The organism is Paraburkholderia sp. Ac-20340, assembly GCF_017104965.1.
GTDB lineage: Bacteria > Pseudomonadota > Gammaproteobacteria > Burkholderiales > Burkholderiaceae > Paraburkholderia.
Genome location: NZ_JAAGPR010000031.1, coordinates 1 through 15,711 on the forward strand (window position 1 = coordinate 1; position 15,711 = coordinate 15,711).

15 protein-coding genes and 1 pseudogene are annotated in these 15,711 nt (G+C 63.5%); 7 read left to right on the forward strand and 9 right to left on the reverse strand.

Annotated features, from left to right (window positions below; translation table 11 throughout):
- Positions 1 to 119 precede the first annotated feature (119 nt).
- Together G3N59_RS28910 and G3N59_RS28915 are read left to right on the forward strand one after the other, a co-directional pair.
- Positions 120 to 767: pseudogene (locus tag G3N59_RS28910) on the forward strand (PHB depolymerase family esterase); the annotation flags it as partial.
- Between the two features lie 149 nt (positions 768 to 916).
- A complete protein-coding gene (locus tag G3N59_RS28915; RefSeq protein ID WP_205986252.1) occupies positions 917 to 1,096 on the forward strand; it encodes a DUF3563 family protein in 180 nt (59 codons plus the stop codon).
- A gap of 77 nt (positions 1,097 to 1,173) precedes the next feature.
- Here G3N59_RS28915 and G3N59_RS28920 read toward each other — a convergent pair whose 3' ends face one another.
- The 3 genes from G3N59_RS28920 to G3N59_RS28930 form a co-directional block, all read right to left on the reverse strand.
- On the reverse strand, positions 1,174 to 1,977 hold the full coding sequence (locus tag G3N59_RS28920) for a BPSS1780 family membrane protein (protein ID WP_205986253.1): 804 nt from the start codon (positions 1,975 to 1,977) through the stop codon (positions 1,174 to 1,176).
- Complete coding sequence (locus G3N59_RS28925) at positions 1,968 to 2,978, reverse strand: homoserine kinase (RefSeq protein ID WP_205986254.1); 1,011 nt, start codon at positions 2,976 to 2,978, stop codon at positions 1,968 to 1,970. The genes G3N59_RS28920 and G3N59_RS28925 overlap by 10 nt, the downstream gene beginning before the upstream one ends.
- Positions 2,979 to 3,102: 124 nt before the next feature.
- A complete protein-coding gene (locus G3N59_RS28930; protein WP_205986255.1) occupies positions 3,103 to 3,507 on the reverse strand; it encodes a hypothetical protein in 405 nt (134 codons plus the stop codon).
- 210 nt (positions 3,508 to 3,717) lie between these two features.
- On the opposite strand from G3N59_RS28930, the gene G3N59_RS28935 reads away from it, so the two are divergent.
- A complete protein-coding gene (locus tag G3N59_RS28935; protein WP_205986256.1) occupies positions 3,718 to 5,244 on the forward strand; it encodes an AMP nucleosidase in 1,527 nt (508 codons plus the stop codon).
- Positions 5,245 to 5,296: 52 nt separating this feature from the next.
- Here the strand turns inward: G3N59_RS28935 and G3N59_RS28940 are convergent, their stop codons facing one another.
- The 4 genes from G3N59_RS28940 to G3N59_RS28955 all read right to left on the reverse strand — a co-directional run bounded on the left by G3N59_RS28940 (position 5,297) and on the right by G3N59_RS28955 (position 7,524).
- Entirely contained in the window at positions 5,297 to 5,611 is a 315-nt protein-coding gene (locus tag G3N59_RS28940; RefSeq protein ID WP_205986257.1) for a hypothetical protein, read from the reverse strand.
- Positions 5,608 to 6,186, reverse strand: coding sequence for a hypothetical protein (locus G3N59_RS28945; RefSeq protein WP_205986258.1), 579 nt, complete (start codon positions 6,184 to 6,186; stop codon positions 5,608 to 5,610). The genes G3N59_RS28940 and G3N59_RS28945 overlap by 4 nt, the downstream gene beginning before the upstream one ends.
- Before the next feature lie 199 nt (positions 6,187 to 6,385).
- Positions 6,386 to 6,913, reverse strand: coding sequence for a chromate transporter (locus G3N59_RS28950; protein WP_205986259.1), 528 nt, complete (start codon positions 6,911 to 6,913; stop codon positions 6,386 to 6,388).
- A complete protein-coding gene (locus tag G3N59_RS28955; RefSeq protein ID WP_205986260.1) occupies positions 6,910 to 7,524 on the reverse strand; it encodes a chromate transporter in 615 nt (204 codons plus the stop codon). The genes G3N59_RS28950 and G3N59_RS28955 overlap by 4 nt, the downstream gene beginning before the upstream one ends.
- Positions 7,525 to 7,619: 95 nt before the next feature.
- On the opposite strand from G3N59_RS28955, the gene G3N59_RS28960 reads away from it, so the two are divergent.
- Positions 7,620 to 8,525 carry a transcriptional regulator GcvA gene (locus tag G3N59_RS28960; protein WP_205986261.1) on the forward strand — a complete coding sequence of 302 codons (906 nt, stop codon included), beginning with the start codon at positions 7,620 to 7,622 and terminating at the stop codon, positions 8,523 to 8,525.
- A gap of 140 nt (positions 8,526 to 8,665) precedes the next feature.
- Here the strand turns inward: G3N59_RS28960 and G3N59_RS28965 are convergent, their stop codons facing one another.
- On the reverse strand, positions 8,666 to 9,421 hold the full coding sequence (locus G3N59_RS28965) for a TIGR00730 family Rossman fold protein (RefSeq protein WP_205986262.1): 756 nt from the start codon (positions 9,419 to 9,421) through the stop codon (positions 8,666 to 8,668).
- A gap of 1 nt (position 9,422) precedes the next feature.
- Between G3N59_RS28965 and polA the strand changes: the two genes are divergently transcribed.
- The 3 genes from polA (at position 9,423) to G3N59_RS28980 (ending at position 14,771) form a co-directional block, all read left to right on the forward strand.
- Complete coding sequence (polA, locus tag G3N59_RS28970) at positions 9,423 to 12,224, forward strand: DNA polymerase I (protein WP_205986338.1); 2,802 nt, start codon at positions 9,423 to 9,425, stop codon at positions 12,222 to 12,224.
- Positions 12,225 to 12,475: 251 nt separating this feature from the next.
- Positions 12,476 to 13,819, forward strand: a complete 1,344-nt coding sequence (locus G3N59_RS28975; RefSeq protein ID WP_205986263.1) for an NAD(P)/FAD-dependent oxidoreductase — start codon at positions 12,476 to 12,478, stop codon at positions 13,817 to 13,819.
- Positions 13,820 to 13,898: 79 nt separating this feature from the next.
- Positions 13,899 to 14,771 (forward strand): dienelactone hydrolase family protein, encoded by an 873-nt coding sequence (locus G3N59_RS28980; RefSeq protein WP_205986264.1) that lies wholly within the window; start codon positions 13,899 to 13,901, stop codon positions 14,769 to 14,771.
- Positions 14,772 to 14,796: 25 nt separating this feature from the next.
- Here G3N59_RS28980 and G3N59_RS28985 read toward each other — a convergent pair whose 3' ends face one another.
- Positions 14,797 to 15,666 carry a sulfurtransferase gene (locus G3N59_RS28985; RefSeq protein ID WP_205986265.1) on the reverse strand — a complete coding sequence of 290 codons (870 nt, stop codon included), beginning with the start codon at positions 15,664 to 15,666 and terminating at the stop codon, positions 14,797 to 14,799.
- Between the last annotated feature and the right edge of the window lie 45 nt (positions 15,667 to 15,711).

The following is a 15,711-nucleotide window of genomic DNA, read 5'->3' on the forward strand; positions in this document are numbered from 1 at the left end:
TTTTGGCCGCAAGCGTTTCGTGCTGGCGGCCGTGATCGTGTTCACGGTGGCGTCCGTGCTGTGCGGTCTGGCGACCGATATGCGTTTTCTGGCGGCGGCGCGCGCCTTGCAGGGCGTGGGCGGCGGCGATCGTTTCGCTTGTCGATACGCTCGCGCACGAGCATGGTTTCGACCGCTCGCGTGTTTATCTGGCTGGTTTGTCGGCTGGCGCGGGGCTCGCCTCGCTGCTGGCGATGCGCGCGCCGGGCCGCTTCGCGGCCGTTGCGCTCCATTCGGGGCCGGCTTTCGGCGAGGCGCGCTCGGGCGTGGCCGCGCTCGACGTCATGCGACGCGGTCTGCATCATGATCCGGTCTCGCTGGTCGAGCGCGAACTGGCGGGGCGCAAGCATCCCGGCATGCCGGCGCTGATCGTGCAGGGCGGCGGCGATGCCGTCGTCGCGCCCGTGAACGCCGGGCAGTTGACCACGCAGTTCCTCCACCTCAACGATCTCGCCGATGGTGAGGGCGTGCGCCAGGGCGTCGTTTCGCACGAGCACGACGGCGACGGTTTCACGATCCGCGATTACCTGCGCGATGGCGCCAGCATCGTGCGGCTGTGCGAGGTGGACGCGCTCGAGCACGCCTGGAGCGGCGGCGACGATGCCGTGCCGTTTCACTCGTCCGCAGGCCCCGACGCCAGCGCAATGATCTGGGACTTTTTCGAAGCGCAACGCCGCAGCCATGTGGACGACGCCTTCGACGACGAACTCGCGCACGGCGCGCGCTAAGCTGCGCGCCCGCTGTGGCGCGGGTTTGCGCCGATTTTCACGGCACTGCGACAATCCGTATCAATTCAAGGGTTTACCCTAATCAGGGTTTTCCCTATAATGGCTCTATTCCTTCCGAGGGCATGTGCCCGAAATTACGGAGCCAGACCATGTACCTGCTTAGCCGCCTTTTCCTGTTCCTCACGAAATCGACCGAAACCGCTCGCAAAGAGCGCGAAGACGCCTACCTGGCTGAATCGGCTGATATCTATGACCTGGAATTCCGCATGCGCAAGCTCGACCGCGAGAAGACCGGCCGTCATCCCTCGTGGATGAACCACTACGGCTAAGCCGTAGCAATAAAAACGGGGCGCACGCTGGCGCCCCGCAGAGGTGTGATTTGCAGCGCGATGCTGCAAACCCGGGCTCAACGCCCGGAATCGGGCAGATCCTCGGCCGGTTTTTCCTGCACGCCGTAGCAGCCGCGATAGGTCGCATAGAACGAGCAGTAGATCATCGTCGTGACGAGGATCAGCGCCGGCATCACGATCGCGAGCGCATACTCGCCCGCGCCAAGCGCGCGCAGCAGATTCGACAGCCCGATCGCCACGCCCGTCGACAGCGCAAACCACAGCGCGCCGTACACCACGAACGCGCCCTTGTTGCGCCAGCAGCTCACGATGCTGAAGAACATCGCCTTGATGGGCGGCACGTCATGCCAGGCCGTCAGCACCGGCGCAAACCAGAACAGCATCGATACCGGCAGGTAGACCGCCAGCGAAGCCAGCACGGCGAGCGGCACGTTACTGTTTTCGATCGCCTCGGTGTCCAGCGTCCCACCCAGCGTCATCAGACGCAGCAGCTCGCCGCCGTCGACCAGCGCGGATGCCGCGAGCACCAGTGTCATCGCCACCACATAAATCCCGCCCAACGCGAACAGATGCTTCGTGACGTTCGGTCCATACGAACGGAAACCGTCCACGAGGATCGTCGGAAACACCGGCTTGCCCGCGATCGTGTCGCGGCACGCGGCCATGAAACCCACCGCCACGCCCGGCACGAAGATGAGCGGCAGCACGCCGCCGATCAGCGGCACCGCCGAAATCAGCGTCATGGCGAGCAGATACGCGAAAAACAGCGTGAGAAACGCGAGCGGATTGCGACGGAACAGCCAGATACCCTGGCGGAACCAGACATAACCCTGCTTCGCGGGGACTTCGATCAGTTGCATGAGCGGGGCAGGCCAGAAAGTGCCTGGATGTCGCCAGGCGTGACAGCGCGGCGCTCGCGCAGGATGCGCTCGAAATGGCCGGGGTCGTGCGGCTTGAGCAGTTCCGCCGAGCGCGGCAGATAAAAATCATACAGGCGCGAGACCCAGAAGCGGTACGCACCGGCGCGCAGCATGTCGGTCCAGTGGGCGATTTCCGCGGGCGTGAACGGGCGCACCGTCTGGTACGCGCGCAGCAGCGCTTCGGCGCGCGCGCCGTCGAGCTTGCCGGTCGCGAGATCGACGCACCAGTCGTTGACCGTCACCGCCACATCGAACACCCATTTATCGCAGCCGGCGAAATAGAAGTCGAAGAAGCCGCCCAGGCGCACCGTATGGCCGGTTTCGGGCTGGGCGTGTGCGAACAGCGCGTTGTCGCGGAACAGATCGCAGTGGCACGGGCCGCCGGGCAGCGAGGCGTAATCGTCGCTGGCGAAGAAGGCCTGTTGATGGGCGAGTTCGCTCGTGAGCAGATCGCTTTGCGCCGCGTCGAGGAAAGGCAGCACCGTCGGCACGGTCTCTTCCCACCACGGCAGGCTGCGCAGATTCGGCTGGTCGCCCGCGTAATCGCGGCCGGCCAGGTGCATGCGCGCAAGCATCTGGCCGACTTCGGCGCAATGCTCGACCTGCGGCGCGAGTTCGGGCGCGCCGTCGAGCTTCGTGACGATGGCGGCGGGCTTGCCGTGCAGCATGCCGAACAGCGAACCGTCGGCGCGCGGCATCGGATCGGGCACCGGTACGCGATGCGCCGCGAGGTGGCGCATCAGGTCCAGATAGAACGGCAACTGCTGCGCCGTCAGCTTCTCGAAGATCGTCAGGACGTATTCGCCGCGCGTCGTCGTCAGGAAGAAGTTGCTGTTTTCAATGCCGGACTGGATGCCGCGAAAATCGACGACATCGCCAAGATCGTAGTCGCGCATCCATTGGGCGAGCTGGGTTTCGGTGACAGCGGTGAAGACGGCCATGCGGGAGGTCGTGTGGTTTTCGTAATGGAGCCCGGCTCGTGCACGAGTCCGGGAGCGGGCTTGCGGATGCCCGGGCGGGAGGCGGCGCGGACAGCGCACGCCGCCCGCGCACGAGGGCGACGTATCAGTAATGCAGGTTGATCGACGGCAGACGCGTGCTGGCCTGGCCGTTCGGACGGACTTGCGGCGACGTGTCGGGGTTCGCGCTCATCGTGTAGCGCGTGCCGAAATTCGAATGAACGTTAATTTCGACGGGCTTGCCCTTGTCGCGGTATTCGGTGATTTCCGTGCCGGTCGGGCTGACTTCGTGAAAGCTCGGCGTGCGCGGCACGTCGTTGATGTCGACCTTCGAGCTGACGCGCGCAGCAGGACGGTTGATCGCCGCGAGATCGGGCAGACCGGCCCGCTCGTTTTCGGACTGCGCGGACTGGGCCTCGACGGCCGTTTTGGCGTCGTCGGCCGGCGCGGCCATGGCGAGCCCGCTGAATGCGAGCGTCGCGGCGACGGCAGCAAGAAGATGCGACTTCATGGTGATTCTCCGATGGGATCTTCTAATTCTAGCAAATCCGCGCCGTGTCTCCCGTCTGCGCCTGCTGTTGCAGCACCGGCTGGCGCGCCCGCCACGCGGGGCATCGCGGGCGCTCGACCTGAGGCGCGGATTTCCGCGCTGCACGAAGGGCGTTGTCAGATTGTCCTGCTTCCGTGCTAATGTCGTTCAAACGAACAGAGGTGAACGACAATGAACAACGACACCAACCGGCGAACCTTCATGACGCCCCCGCACGACTTCCCGCTCGAAGCATTCGAAGATGCCGCCGATGCCGTCGCGCGGCTCTCCGCGATCTACGAAGCCAACACCTCGTTCCTGCGCGATGCTTTCGCGCGTTATCGCCGCGGCGAATCGTTCGAGCGCCGCGTGCGCGCCTGCTATCCGTTCGTGCGCATCCGTACCGATGTCAACACGCATATCGACTCGCGGCGCTCGTATGGGTTCGTGGCGGGTCCGGGCGTGTTCGAAACCACCATCACGCGTCCTGATCTGTTCGGCAATTACTATCGCGAGCAACTGCGCCTGCTCGCGAAGAACCATCACGTGCAGATCGAAGTGGGTGTGTCGGAGCAGCCGGTTCCGGTGCATTTCGCGTTTGCCGAAGGCATTCACCTCGAAGGCGACCTCGATCGCGAACGCCTCTTCGCGATGCGCGACGTGTTCGACGTGCCCGATCTCGCCGAACTCGACGACCGCATCGTCAACGGCACGTTCGAGCCGGCGCCCGGCGAGCCGTTTCCGCTGGCGCTGTTCACGGCGCCGCGCGTGGACTTTTCGCTGCATCGGCTCAAGCACTACACGGCGACTTCGCCCACGCACGTGCAGAATTACGTGCTGTACACGAACTACCAGTTCTATATCGACGAATTCGTGAAGCTTGGCCGCGCCATGATGGCGCGCACCGACGATGCCGATCTGCGCAACTATCGCAGCGAGTACACGTCGTTCGTGGAGCCGGGCGATGTGGTGACGTATAACGCGAATCTCGGCGAACAGGACGACGAGGGCTCGCCGCCCGCGCGTCTGCCGCAGATGCCCGCGTATCACCTCAAGCGCGCGGACGGCAGCGGCATCACGATGGTCAATATCGGCGTGGGGCCGTCGAACGCGAAGACGATCACCGATCACATCGCCGTGCTGCGTCCGCATGCGTGGATCATGCTGGGTCACTGCGCGGGGCTGCGCAATACGCAGCGTCTGGGCGACTATGTGCTCGCGCACGGCTATGTGCGCGAAGATCACGTGCTGGACGCCGATCTGCCGCTGTGGGTGCCGATTCCGGCGCTGGCGGAAGTGCAGCTTGCGCTCGAGCGCGCAGTGGCGGACGTGACGCGTCTCGAGGGCGTGGAGCTCAAGCGCGTGATGCGCACGGGCACGGTGGCGAGCGTGGACAACCGCAACTGGGAACTGCGCGATCATCGCGAGCCGGTGCAACGCTTGTCGCAGAGCCGCGCGATTGCGCTCGATATGGAAAGCGCGACGATCGCCGCGAACGGCTTCCGTTTCCGCGTGCCGTACGGCACCTTGCTGTGCGTTTCCGATAAGCCGCTGCACGGCGAACTGAAGCTGCCGGGCATGGCCGATTCGTTCTATCGCGCGCAGGTGGATCAGCACTTGCAGATCGGCGTGAAGGCGATGGAGATTCTGCGCACTAACGGCTTGCACAAGTTGCATAGCCGGAAATTGCGGAGTTTCGCTGAGGTGGCGTTCCAGTAAGGGCAACGGCGATGTGACGCGCTGCGCTACGCGATGTAGCGCAGCGTTGTTCCTAGCTCGCCGAGGCGTGCATGGCCGCATAGGCAGACGTGTATGGCGAGCATGCATACTGCCCGCCGTCGAGCCGGATCGATAGATTCGGTGCGTTCACCGTTGTGGCAATGCGCGTGAAGGCATCGACCGGAACAGCGGTGGGTTGAGCGTACACAACGCCGGTTTTTTTGCGCGCTTTCGCTTCCATTGCGTCGCGTGCATCGTCGAGCGCGATTGCGCGCCTCAGGCGGTAGATGAAATAAGACAGAATGTGGCCGACGATAATGCCGGCGACAGGGATGCCGAATAGCACGGAAGGAGGCCAGTCCGTCATTTTTGGTACCGTTCGAGTGAGGTTTGCGCAAGCGTGAGCGTGGTCGCGAGGGCGTAGGCAATGCAGCTTTCCTCTTGTGGCTTCCCCCACGTCACGCCGATGCTAGCACTGCCTTCCGGGTGTAGACGCAACAGCCAGATCGTAAAGATGCCGCAGGACAAGAAAAACGCAAAGATCGCGACGGTCGCGCTCGCATACCACAGGTAACGTTTCCGACGATTGTGATGGATTGCTAAGCGATTTGCGCGTAGCCATTGGCGGCGCGCGGCGCGCTTGAAAATCGATGGCGGATCCGGCAGCACTTTCAGTACAGGTAGTGAGCCCGGCATACTCAGGCACGGAAGCGCCATTGTGAGCGCGGCTGCCATCATGGTCGGTGCGAAGAAGTCGAGCGGATGGCAACTTTCCACAAGATGCAGCGCACAGAGTTCGTCGCGGAGTTTGTACTCGACAAGTATGAGCACGAGTGGCGCAATGGCCACGATGGCAATGACGAGCCAGTTCCATCCCTGTGTCCATGCGGGGGCTGGCAAGGTCTGGTGATCGATTGCAGTTTCGAGTGGCGTCTCGCTCAATTTGTCGACTCGTCGCGTATGCGCGCCTTGACCGGCGCCAGGTCGTTCGAGTCTAAGACGGGCGTGACACTGGAGATACATGTAGTGAGCGAATTGGGCCGCCCGGATCGAATGCCTCTGCGCTTGCGTAAATTTCCTCGAAATGCATGTGCAAATCGGATTCGAATAGCCGTTCAGCGTATTGCCTGAACGCGTGCCGCTACTGCCCGAACCCCGTCAACCCAATCAAACTCCCTGCCGCCAGCAGCCAGAGCGGATGAATCTTCGTGCGGAACGCCAGCACCGCGCAAACGCCCGTGATGCCCCACGCGATCCACGAAGGATCAGAAGCCTTCGCGATCAGCACCGCGCTCGCCGCCACAAGTCCAGCGGTCACTGGCACGAGCCCCCGTTGCGCGATGCTGCGCCACGGCCGGTCCTTGAAGCGATCCCACGCGTGCAGCGCCGCGATCGTCACGAGCGACGACGGCCCGAACTTCGCAATCGACGTGACGAGCATGCCTGCCCATCCGGCCACGTGCCAGCCCACCAGCGTCACGATCATCATGTTCGGTCCCGGCGCTGCCTGAGCCAGCGCGAAAAGCGCGCTGAATTCGCTGGCGGGCATCCAGTGATGGACCTCTACGACCTGGCGCTGCATCTCCGGCAGGATGGTGTTGCCGCCGCCGAACGCGAGCAGCGAAAGCTGGCTGAAAATCGTCGCGAGTGCGATCAGCGTGTCGTTCATCGCACACCTCCCGCACGACGGGCCGCACGCGCCGCAACGGCCACGCCGATCGGCGTGAGCACGAGCATGGTCGGCAGCAGCGGCGTGCGCAGCAGGGCAATGGCGATAAAGCCGAGCGCGGCGATCACGGCCGCGGCGGGATCGCGCCGTAGCGGCAGCAGGATCTTCACGGCCATCGAAATCAGCAGTCCGGCCGCCGCCGCAGCGAGACCGACGAACAGGTGACGCACATGCGGATCGTTCTGCGTGCGCTCGTAAAGCACGCCAAGGCCGATCACGACCAGCGACGGCCCCGCAATCAGCCCAAGCAGGCCCGCGAGCGCGCCGCGCCAGCCCTGAAAACGCATGCCGAGTGCAACCGAAAGGTTGATCACGTTGCCGCCAGGCAGGAATTGGCACAAGCCGAGCAGATCGGTGAATTCGGCGCCGGTGAGCCAGCGGCGTTGCTCGACGACCGTGCGCCGCGCGAGCGGCAGCGCTCCGCCGAAAGAAGTAAAACCGAGGCCGAGAAAGCCAAGGAACAGATCCTTGACGCTGGGCGTCACGAGCGCTTCGTGCGACGTGAAATCGGCGGGAATATCGGCCGGGGCTGGGGCGGAATTGTTTTTCATGCGGGGACCTCTGGAGCAAGCTGCGAGCGTAGCGCCGAATCGTCTCGCCGCAAAACGATTTTTAGGCCGGTCTCTTGTGATCTAGAATCACAAGCATGGCACGTTCTCTCCCTCCTTTTCCGGCGCTGCGCGCGTTCGAAGCCGCCGCTCGGCACAATAGTTTCACCGCCGCAGCGGCGGAACTCCATGTGACTCACGGTGCAATCAGTCGTCAGGTGGCCGCGCTGGAGGCGTGGGTGGGCGTGCAGGTGTTTCATCGGCATGGCAAGCGGGTTGCGCTGACCGATGATGGCCGGCGCTATCTGGGCGCCGTGCAGGCGGCATTCGACGACATCGCGCGCGCGACGGAACAGTTGCGCGATACGGGCGTCGTCCACGTGCTGCGTGTGAACGCCTTGCCGACTTTCGCCATGAAATGGCTGCTGCCGCGGCTCTCGCAGTTCCAGCGGCTCAATCCGAATGTGGAGCTACGCCTCGCGACCTCGAATGCGCCGGTGGAAACGCTTGATGCTTTCGACGTGGCCGTGCGGCGCGGCCCCGCGCATTGGCCCGATTGCGCGAGCGGTCACTTCCTCGACGAAATGGAGCTGCCCGTCTGCAGCCCGGCGCTGCTCAAGCGTACGCCGATTCACAACGCCAACGACCTCGCGCGTCACGTCCTGCTGCATTCCGATACGCGCCCCGATGCGTGGCGCACGTGGCTGGCGACGGCGGGCGTCACGGCAAAGTGCCGCAAGAAGCAGTCGTTCGATCATTTTTATCTGGCCTTGCAGGCGGCCGTCGATGGGCTGGGCGTGGCGCTCGGACCGTTGCCGCTGCTGGACGACGAACTGGCTTCCGGGCGGCTGGTCACGCCGCTCGATGGTCCGCATATCGATGCGCGCGGTTATTGGTGGGTGGCGCGGCGCGAAGTGGCGGATGTGCCTGTTGTCGCGCAGTTTTGCCGCTGGCTCGAAGAGCAGGCGAGCGCGGTGCAGGAAGATGCGGGAACGGCAGGTTGAGCGGAAGTGAGCGCGAGCAAATGCTGCGCCTGAAAGCGTGAGGTAAGACGCGCGGCGCGCGAGTGACGCGCGCCGGCCAGGCATGCCGATACGAACATGCCGATGCAAACGCGCGGGCGGGGCGCCCGCGCGCTCATGCATCAGAGATAGAACATGCGGTCTTCGTCCGAATCCGGGCGGACGGGATGTTCTTCCGCTGTCTCTTCGCCGCTGTCCTCGTAGAACTTCAGGACGGCTTCGAGCACCTGGTCGGGATCGTCGATCACCTGCATCAGATCCATGTCTTCCGCGTTGATCAGACCCATCGGCACAAGCGCCGTGCGGAACCATTCGAGCAGGCCCTTCCAGAACTCCGCGCCCACGAGAATGATGGGCACGTGACGCGACTTCTTCGTCTGGATCAGCGTGAGCACTTCGGCCAGTTCGTCGAGCGTGCCGAAGCCGCCCGGCATGACGATCACGGCGTCCGAGTTCTTCACGAAAGTCACTTTACGCGTGAAGAAATGGCGGAATCGCAGCGAGATGTCCTGCCACTGATTGCCCGACTGCTCGTGCGGCAATTCGATGTTCAGGCCCACGGACGGCGACTTGCCCGCGTGCGCGCCCTGATTCGCGGCTTCCATGATGCCAGGACCGCCGCCGGAGATCACGGCGAAGCCTGCATCCGAGACTTTTCGCGCGATGGTGGAGGCGAGCTGGTAGTACTTTGAGTCCGGTTTCAGGCGTGCAGAGCCATAGATGCTGACCGCTGGCCGGATCTCGGACAGGTATTCGGTCGCCTCGATAAACTCTGCCATAATCGTGAACATCTGCCACGATGCGCGCGCCTTTTTGGCCGTTGCGCGCTCTTGATCTGCGAGTGAACGCAGACTCGGAATCACTTTTCTCTTGTCCATAATGCCTGAAGAACTACGCGTGGAAACGAAGCTACACAATCAGCTGGAAGGTAAGACCCTGTTGCTGGTCGACGGTTCTAGCTATCTCTATCGGGCCTTCCATGCAATGCCTGATCTGCGTGGTCCCGACGGCGAACCCACAGGTGCACTGTACGGCATCATCAACATGCTGCGTCGTATGCGCAAGGACGTTACGGCAGAGTATAGCGCGTGCGTGTTCGATGCCAAGGGCAAGACGTTTCGTGATGACTGGTATCCCGACTATAAGGCCAACCGGCCTTCCATGCCGGAGCCGCTTGCTGCACAGATCGAGCCCATCCACGCCGCGGTGCGCGCGCTCGGCTGGCCGCTGCTGATGGTCGAAGGCGTCGAGGCCGACGATGTGATCGGCACGCTCGCCGCCCAGGCGGAAAAGCTCGGCATGAAGGTGGTCGTTTCCACGGGCGACAAAGACCTCGCGCAACTCGTGACCGACCACGTCACGCTCATCAACACGATGACCAACGAACTGCTCGATCGCGAAGGCGTGATCGCGAAGTTCGGCGTGCCGCCGGAGCGCATCGTCGACTATCTCTCGCTGATCGGCGATACGGTCGACAACGTGCCGGGCGTGAACAAGTGCGGCCCGAAGACGGCGGTGAAGTGGCTCACGCAATACGGTTCGCTCGACGGCATCGTCGAACACGCGGACGAAATCAAGGGCGCGGTGGGCGGTTATCTGCGCGACGCGCTCGACTTCCTGCCGATGGCGCGCAAGCTCGTCACGGTGGAAACGGCCTGCGATCTCGCACCGCATCTGGAATCGATCGAAGCCTCGCTCGGCACGCGTGCGGAAGCGCGCGAAGAAATGCGCGATATTTTCGCGCGTCACGGTTTCAAGACCTGGCTGCGCGAAATCAACGAGGCGAGTGCGCAAAGCGAAACCGTGCCGGCCGCCACCGCCGGCAACGCGGCTGAAAAAGACGCGAACGTGCAGCCAGCGCTGTTCGTCGATGCGCCGCGCAACTACGAAACGATCCAGACGTGGGAGCAGTTCGACGCGTGGCTCAAGAAGATCGAAGCGGCTGAGTTGACCGCGTTCGATACCGAAACCACGGCGCTCGATCCGATGGTGGCGAAGCTCGTCGGCATGTCGTTTTCGACCGAACCCGGCAGCGCCGCGTATCTGCCGCTCGCGCATCGCGGGCCCGATGCACCCGATCAATTGCCGCTCGACGAAGTGCTCGCGCGCCTGAAGCCCTGGCTCGAAAGCACGCAGCACAAGAAAGTCGGCCAGCACATGAAGTACGACGAGCAGGTGCTCGCGAATTACGGCATCGAGTTGAACGGTGTCGAATTCGACACGCTGCTCGAATCGTATGTGCTCGAATCGCATCGCACGCACGACATGGACAGCCTCGCGCTGCGCCATCTCGGCATCAAGACGATCAAGTACGAGGAAGTGGCGGGCAAGGGCGCGCAGCAGATCGGTTTCGATGAAGTGGCGCTGGAAACGGCCGCTGAATACGCGGCCGAAGATGCGGATGTCACGCTGCAACTGCATCTCGCGCTCTATCCGCAGATCCAGCCGGAAAAGGGTCTCGACTACGTCTATCGCAGCATCGAGCTGCCGACGGCACGCGTGCTGCGCAAGATGGAGCGCAACGGCGTGCTGATCGACACGGAGCGTCTGGAAAAGCAGAGCGCGCAGATTGCGGTGCGTCTCGTCGAACTCGAACAGGAAGCCTATGTGTTGGCGGGCGGCGAGTTCAACCTCGGCTCGCCCAAGCAGATCGGCCAGATCTTCTTCGAAAAGCTGCAATTGCCGATCGTGAAGAAAACGCCGAGCGGCGCGCCGTCCACCGACGAAGAAGTGCTGCAAAAGCTCGCCGAGGATTATCCGCTGCCCAAGCTGCTGCTCGAGCATCGTGGCCTTGCCAAGCTGAAATCGACCTACACGGACAAGCTGCCGCGTATGGTCAATGCGCAGACCGGCCGCGTGCACACGAACTACGCGCAGGCCGTCGCGGTCACCGGGCGTCTGGCGTCGAACGATCCGAATCTGCAGAACATCCCGGTGCGCACGGGCGAAGGCCGGCGCATTCGCGAGGCGTTTATCGCATCGCCGGGCTGCAAGCTCGTTTCCGCCGATTATTCGCAGATCGAGCTGCGCATCATGGCGCATATCTCGGGCGACGAATCGCTGCTCACGGCTTTTGCGCGCGGCGACGACATTCACCGCGCGACGGCCGCCGAAGTGTTCGGCGTGACGCCGCTCGAAGTGAGCAACGATCAGCGCCGCATCGCCAAGGTCATCAACTTCGGCCTGATTTATGGCATGAGCGCGTTTGGTCTCGCGTCGAATCTCGGCATTACGCGCGATGCGGCGAAGCTTTATATCGACCGCTATTTCGCGCGTTATCCGGGCGTTGCGCGCTATATGGACGAGACGCGTATGGACGCCAAATCGCGCGGCTATGTCGAGACCGTGTTCGGTCGCCGTCTGTGGCTGCCGGAAATCAACGGCGGCAATGGTCCGCGTCGTCAGGCGGCGGAACGCGCAGCCATCAATGCGCCGATGCAGGGCACGGCCGCCGATCTGATCAAGCTCTCGATGGTCGCCGTGCAGAATTGGCTCGACGAACGCAAGATCGGCACGAAGATGATCATGCAGGTACACGATGAACTGGTGCTCGAAGTGCCCGAAGCGGAACTCTCCGAAGTGCGTAAATGCCTGCCGGAACTGATGTGCTCGGTCGCGAAACTCAAGGTGCCGCTCGTCGCCGAAGTGGGCGTGGGCGCGAACTGGGAAGAAGCGCATTAATTTGCACATCGATACATTGAAAGCGATCGATGATCACATTGATCGCTGCATGAATCATGCTTTGAACGCGTAGTAAACGCGCGCGCGGCACAGCACAAGCGGGTGGCTCGCATGACCTTAATGTGAGCATGCCATCTTGCCGTCGCGCGCTCCGTCAGCCGACAATCAAACGAAGGCCGACGCCGCAGCGCCAGTTCATGCGCGCGCGAGTGTCGGACGTTCTAACGCCCATCGACATGCACGGAGAAACTATGCATCGCTTTATCGTTGTAGGTGGGGGCGCAGGCGGTCTGGAACTGGCTACCCGGCTGGGCGACCGTTATGGCAAGCCGGGCCGTGGCCGGCAGCCGCGCGCGACGGTCACGCTCGTCGACCGCAATCCGACTCATATCTGGAAACCGCTGCTGCATGAAGTCGCTGCAGGCAGTATGGACCCGTTCACGCAGGAACTCGAATATGCGGCGCAGGCGCGCTGGCATGGCTTCGAGTTTCAGCAGGGCGAACTCGTATCGCTCGACCGTGCGGCGAAGCGCATTACGCTCGGCGCAGTAGCCGATGAAGACGGCGCTGAAATGTTGCCGGTGCGCGTGGTCGAATACGACACGCTGGTATTGGCGATTGGCAGTACGACACACTTTTTCGGCGTGCCGGGCGCGGCGGAAAATTCCATTGCGCTCGATACCGTCGAGCAGGCCGAGCGCTTTCGCAAGCGCCTGATCGCCGCGTGCATGCGCGCCGAACATCAAACCGATCCCGTCATCACGCGCGACCACGAAGGCAAGGAAGAGCCGCGCGTGCAGGTGGCGATCGTCGGTGCCGGAGCCACGGGCGTGGAGTTGTCCGCCGAGTTGCGCAATACCGCGCAGGTGCTTTCGGCGTATGGTCTGCACAAGCTCGATCCGAGTCATGACGTGGGCATCGCGCTGATCGAATCGGGCCCGCGTATTTTGCCGGCATTGCCCGAGCGTGTTTCTTCGGCGACGGCCGAATTGTTGCTCAAGCTCGGCGTGCGTATTCTCACGGCCGAACGCGTGACCGAAGTCGCGCCGGGCGTCGTGCGTACGGCGAGCGGCAAGGCGATTCGCGCCGATCTCACCGTCTGGGCGGCAGGCATCAAGGCGCCCGCTGTGCTTTCGCAACTCGACGGCCTGACCGTCAACAAGCTCGGTCAACTGGTCGTGCGCCAGACGCTGCAAACCGAAATCGACGATAACATCTTCGCGCTCGGCGACTGCGCCGCCTGCGTGTGGCCGGGGACCGAACGCAATGTGCCGCCGCGCGCGCAGGCCGCGCATCAGCAGGCATCGTTCCTGTTCAAGTCGATGACTCATCTGCTCGATGGACGGCCGCTGCCCGAGTTCACCTATCGCGACTTCGGCTCGCTGGTGTCGCTCGGCCATTTCAGCGCGGTCGGCAATCTGATGGGCGGTTTGATCGGCGGCAGCATGCTGATCGAAGGGCTGTTCGCGCGCTTCATGTATATGTCGCTGTACCGTCTGCATATTGCGGCGCTGCACGGCTACGCGCGCATGATGCTCGACACCGTTGCGCACTGGCTGCGGCGCACGACGCTGCCGCGCGTCAAGCTGCACTGATTTCACAATGCGCCTGCGGGCGCATTTTTTCTTTGGATGGTCTTTCTGTCGCGCCGTTTTCTATCGCAAGGAGCGTTGCATGCTGAAGCCTGAAATCGATAGCCTGGTTCCTCACGTGCCGTTCGATCGGCGCACCTTCCTGAAGGCCGCGCTGGGCAGCGGCTTCGCTGCCGCCGTGCTGCCCGTTTCCGCGCAGACGATTCATACGGATTCCGAAGGACTCGATGCCGGCGAGATCGGCTTCCAGTCGGGCGGTACGCTCGTGCCGGCGTATCGTGCGCAGCCGCGTGGCAAGACGCACCTGCCGGTCATCATCGTGATTCACGAGATTTTCGGCGTGCACGAGCATATCGCCGATGTGTGCCGGCGTTTTGCGAAGCTTGGCTATCTGGCCATCGCGCCGGATTTTTTCGTGCGCGAAGGCGATGCTTCGGTGTATCCGACGATCCAGCAGATCAACGAAAACATCGCGAGCAAGGTGCCCGATGCCCAGGTGATGAGCGATATCGATGCGGCGCTCGAGTGGGCGGGCCAGCATGGCGGCGATCCGAAGCGCGTGGGCATCAACGGCTTTTGCTGGGGCGGGCGCTACACGTGGCTGTATGCGGAGCACAATCCGCGCGTGAAGGCCGCGGTGGCGTGGTACGGGCGCGTGACGGGCGATCACACGGCGAACGCGCCGCAGAATCCGGTCGATCTGGCGGGCACGTTGCAGGTGCCGGTGCTGGGGCTATACGGGCGTCAGGACACCAGCATCCCGCAGGACACGCTGGAGCAGATGAAAGCGGCGATTGCGCAGGGGCCGCAGGGCGGGCGCGGCTCGCAATTCGTCGTGTATGACGATGCGGGCCACGCGTTTTTCGCCGATTACCGGCCGAGCTATCGCAAGGCCGATGCGGAGGATGGCTGGAAGCGTGCGACGGCGTGGTTCAAGGGGCACGGCGTCGGTTGAGGGCGACGCTGTCCCGATCAGCCAATCAGGCATTCGCACCCGTCGCCACCGGCCGCGACGGGTCCGCGACCCACTCGCTCCACGAACCGCCGTAGAGCGCCGCGCCGTGCATACCGGCGATCTCCATCGCCAGCGCGTTGTGACATGCTGTCACACCCGAGCCACATTGCAGCACCACATGCTCGGGCGTGACGCCCGGCAGCAGCGCCGTGAATTCCTCACGCAGCGTATGCGCCGATTTGAACCGGCCGTCGGCGGTGAGGTTGTCCTTGAAGAAGCGATTCTTCGCGCCCGGAATATGGCCGCCGACCGGGTCGATCGTTTCGTTTTCGCCGCGATAGCGATCGCTCGCGCGCGCATCGACCACCGTGAGTTCGCGCGTGCCCAGATTGCGCACGACGGCCGCGACATCGACGGTCACCTGCAACGGTGCGCCGGCCTTGAACGTACCTTGCGTGGCCGTCGGCACATCCTTTTCGAGCGGATAACCCGCCGCTTCCCACGCCTGCAGACCGCCATCGAGCACCGCGACCGAATCGTGGCCAAGCCAGCGCAGCAGCCACCACAGACGCGCGGCGTACGAGCCGCCGTGCGCGTCGTAGGCCACCACTTGCTGACCGGCGTTCAAGCCCCAGCTGGCGAGCGTGGCGACCAGCGAAGCGCGATCGGGCAGCGGATGGCGGCCGTTCTTGCCGGTCTTCGGGCCGGACAGGTCGCGATCGAGGTGGAGATAGCGCGCGCCCGGCAGATGGCCGGCGGCGTAGGCGGTTTCGCCCGCCTTGGGATCGAGCAGATCGAAACGGCAGTCGAAAACCAGCACGCTGCCCGGCGCGGCGGTCATGCGCTCGTGCAGGTTCGCGGCCGAAATCAGGGTGGTGTAGTGCGTGTGGGGCATGACGGCTCCTTTGCCTGGATCGTGCGTGACCGGCTTGAAGAGCGT

Excerpts from the sequence above, each read along its gene's own strand:
- G3N59_RS28915 (WP_205986252.1), top strand. The coding sequence starts at position 917 with ATGTACCTGCTTAGCCGCCTTTTCCTGTTCCTCACGAAATCGACCGAA.
- G3N59_RS28920 (WP_205986253.1), bottom strand. The coding sequence starts at position 1,977 with ATGCAACTGATCGAAGTCCCCGCGAAGCAGGGTTATGTCTGGTTCCGC.
- G3N59_RS28925 (WP_205986254.1), bottom strand. The coding sequence starts at position 2,978 with ATGGCCGTCTTCACCGCTGTCACCGAAACCCAGCTCGCCCAATGGATG.
- G3N59_RS28930 (WP_205986255.1), bottom strand. The coding sequence starts at position 3,507 with ATGAAGTCGCATCTTCTTGCTGCCGTCGCCGCGACGCTCGCATTCAGC.
- G3N59_RS28935 (WP_205986256.1), top strand. The coding sequence starts at position 3,718 with ATGAACAACGACACCAACCGGCGAACCTTCATGACGCCCCCGCACGAC.
- G3N59_RS28940 (WP_205986257.1), bottom strand. The coding sequence starts at position 5,611 with ATGACGGACTGGCCTCCTTCCGTGCTATTCGGCATCCCTGTCGCCGGC.
- G3N59_RS28950 (WP_205986259.1), bottom strand. The coding sequence starts at position 6,913 with ATGAACGACACGCTGATCGCACTCGCGACGATTTTCAGCCAGCTTTCG.
- G3N59_RS28955 (WP_205986260.1), bottom strand. The coding sequence starts at position 7,524 with ATGAAAAACAATTCCGCCCCAGCCCCGGCCGATATTCCCGCCGATTTC.
- G3N59_RS28960 (WP_205986261.1), top strand. The coding sequence starts at position 7,620 with ATGGCACGTTCTCTCCCTCCTTTTCCGGCGCTGCGCGCGTTCGAAGCC.
- G3N59_RS28965 (WP_205986262.1), bottom strand. The coding sequence starts at position 9,421 with ATGGACAAGAGAAAAGTGATTCCGAGTCTGCGTTCACTCGCAGATCAA.
- polA (WP_205986338.1), top strand. The coding sequence starts at position 9,423 with ATGCCTGAAGAACTACGCGTGGAAACGAAGCTACACAATCAGCTGGAA.
- G3N59_RS28975 (WP_205986263.1), top strand. The coding sequence starts at position 12,476 with ATGCATCGCTTTATCGTTGTAGGTGGGGGCGCAGGCGGTCTGGAACTG.
- G3N59_RS28980 (WP_205986264.1), top strand. The coding sequence starts at position 13,899 with ATGCTGAAGCCTGAAATCGATAGCCTGGTTCCTCACGTGCCGTTCGAT.
- G3N59_RS28985 (WP_205986265.1), bottom strand. The coding sequence starts at position 15,666 with ATGCCCCACACGCACTACACCACCCTGATTTCGGCCGCGAACCTGCAC.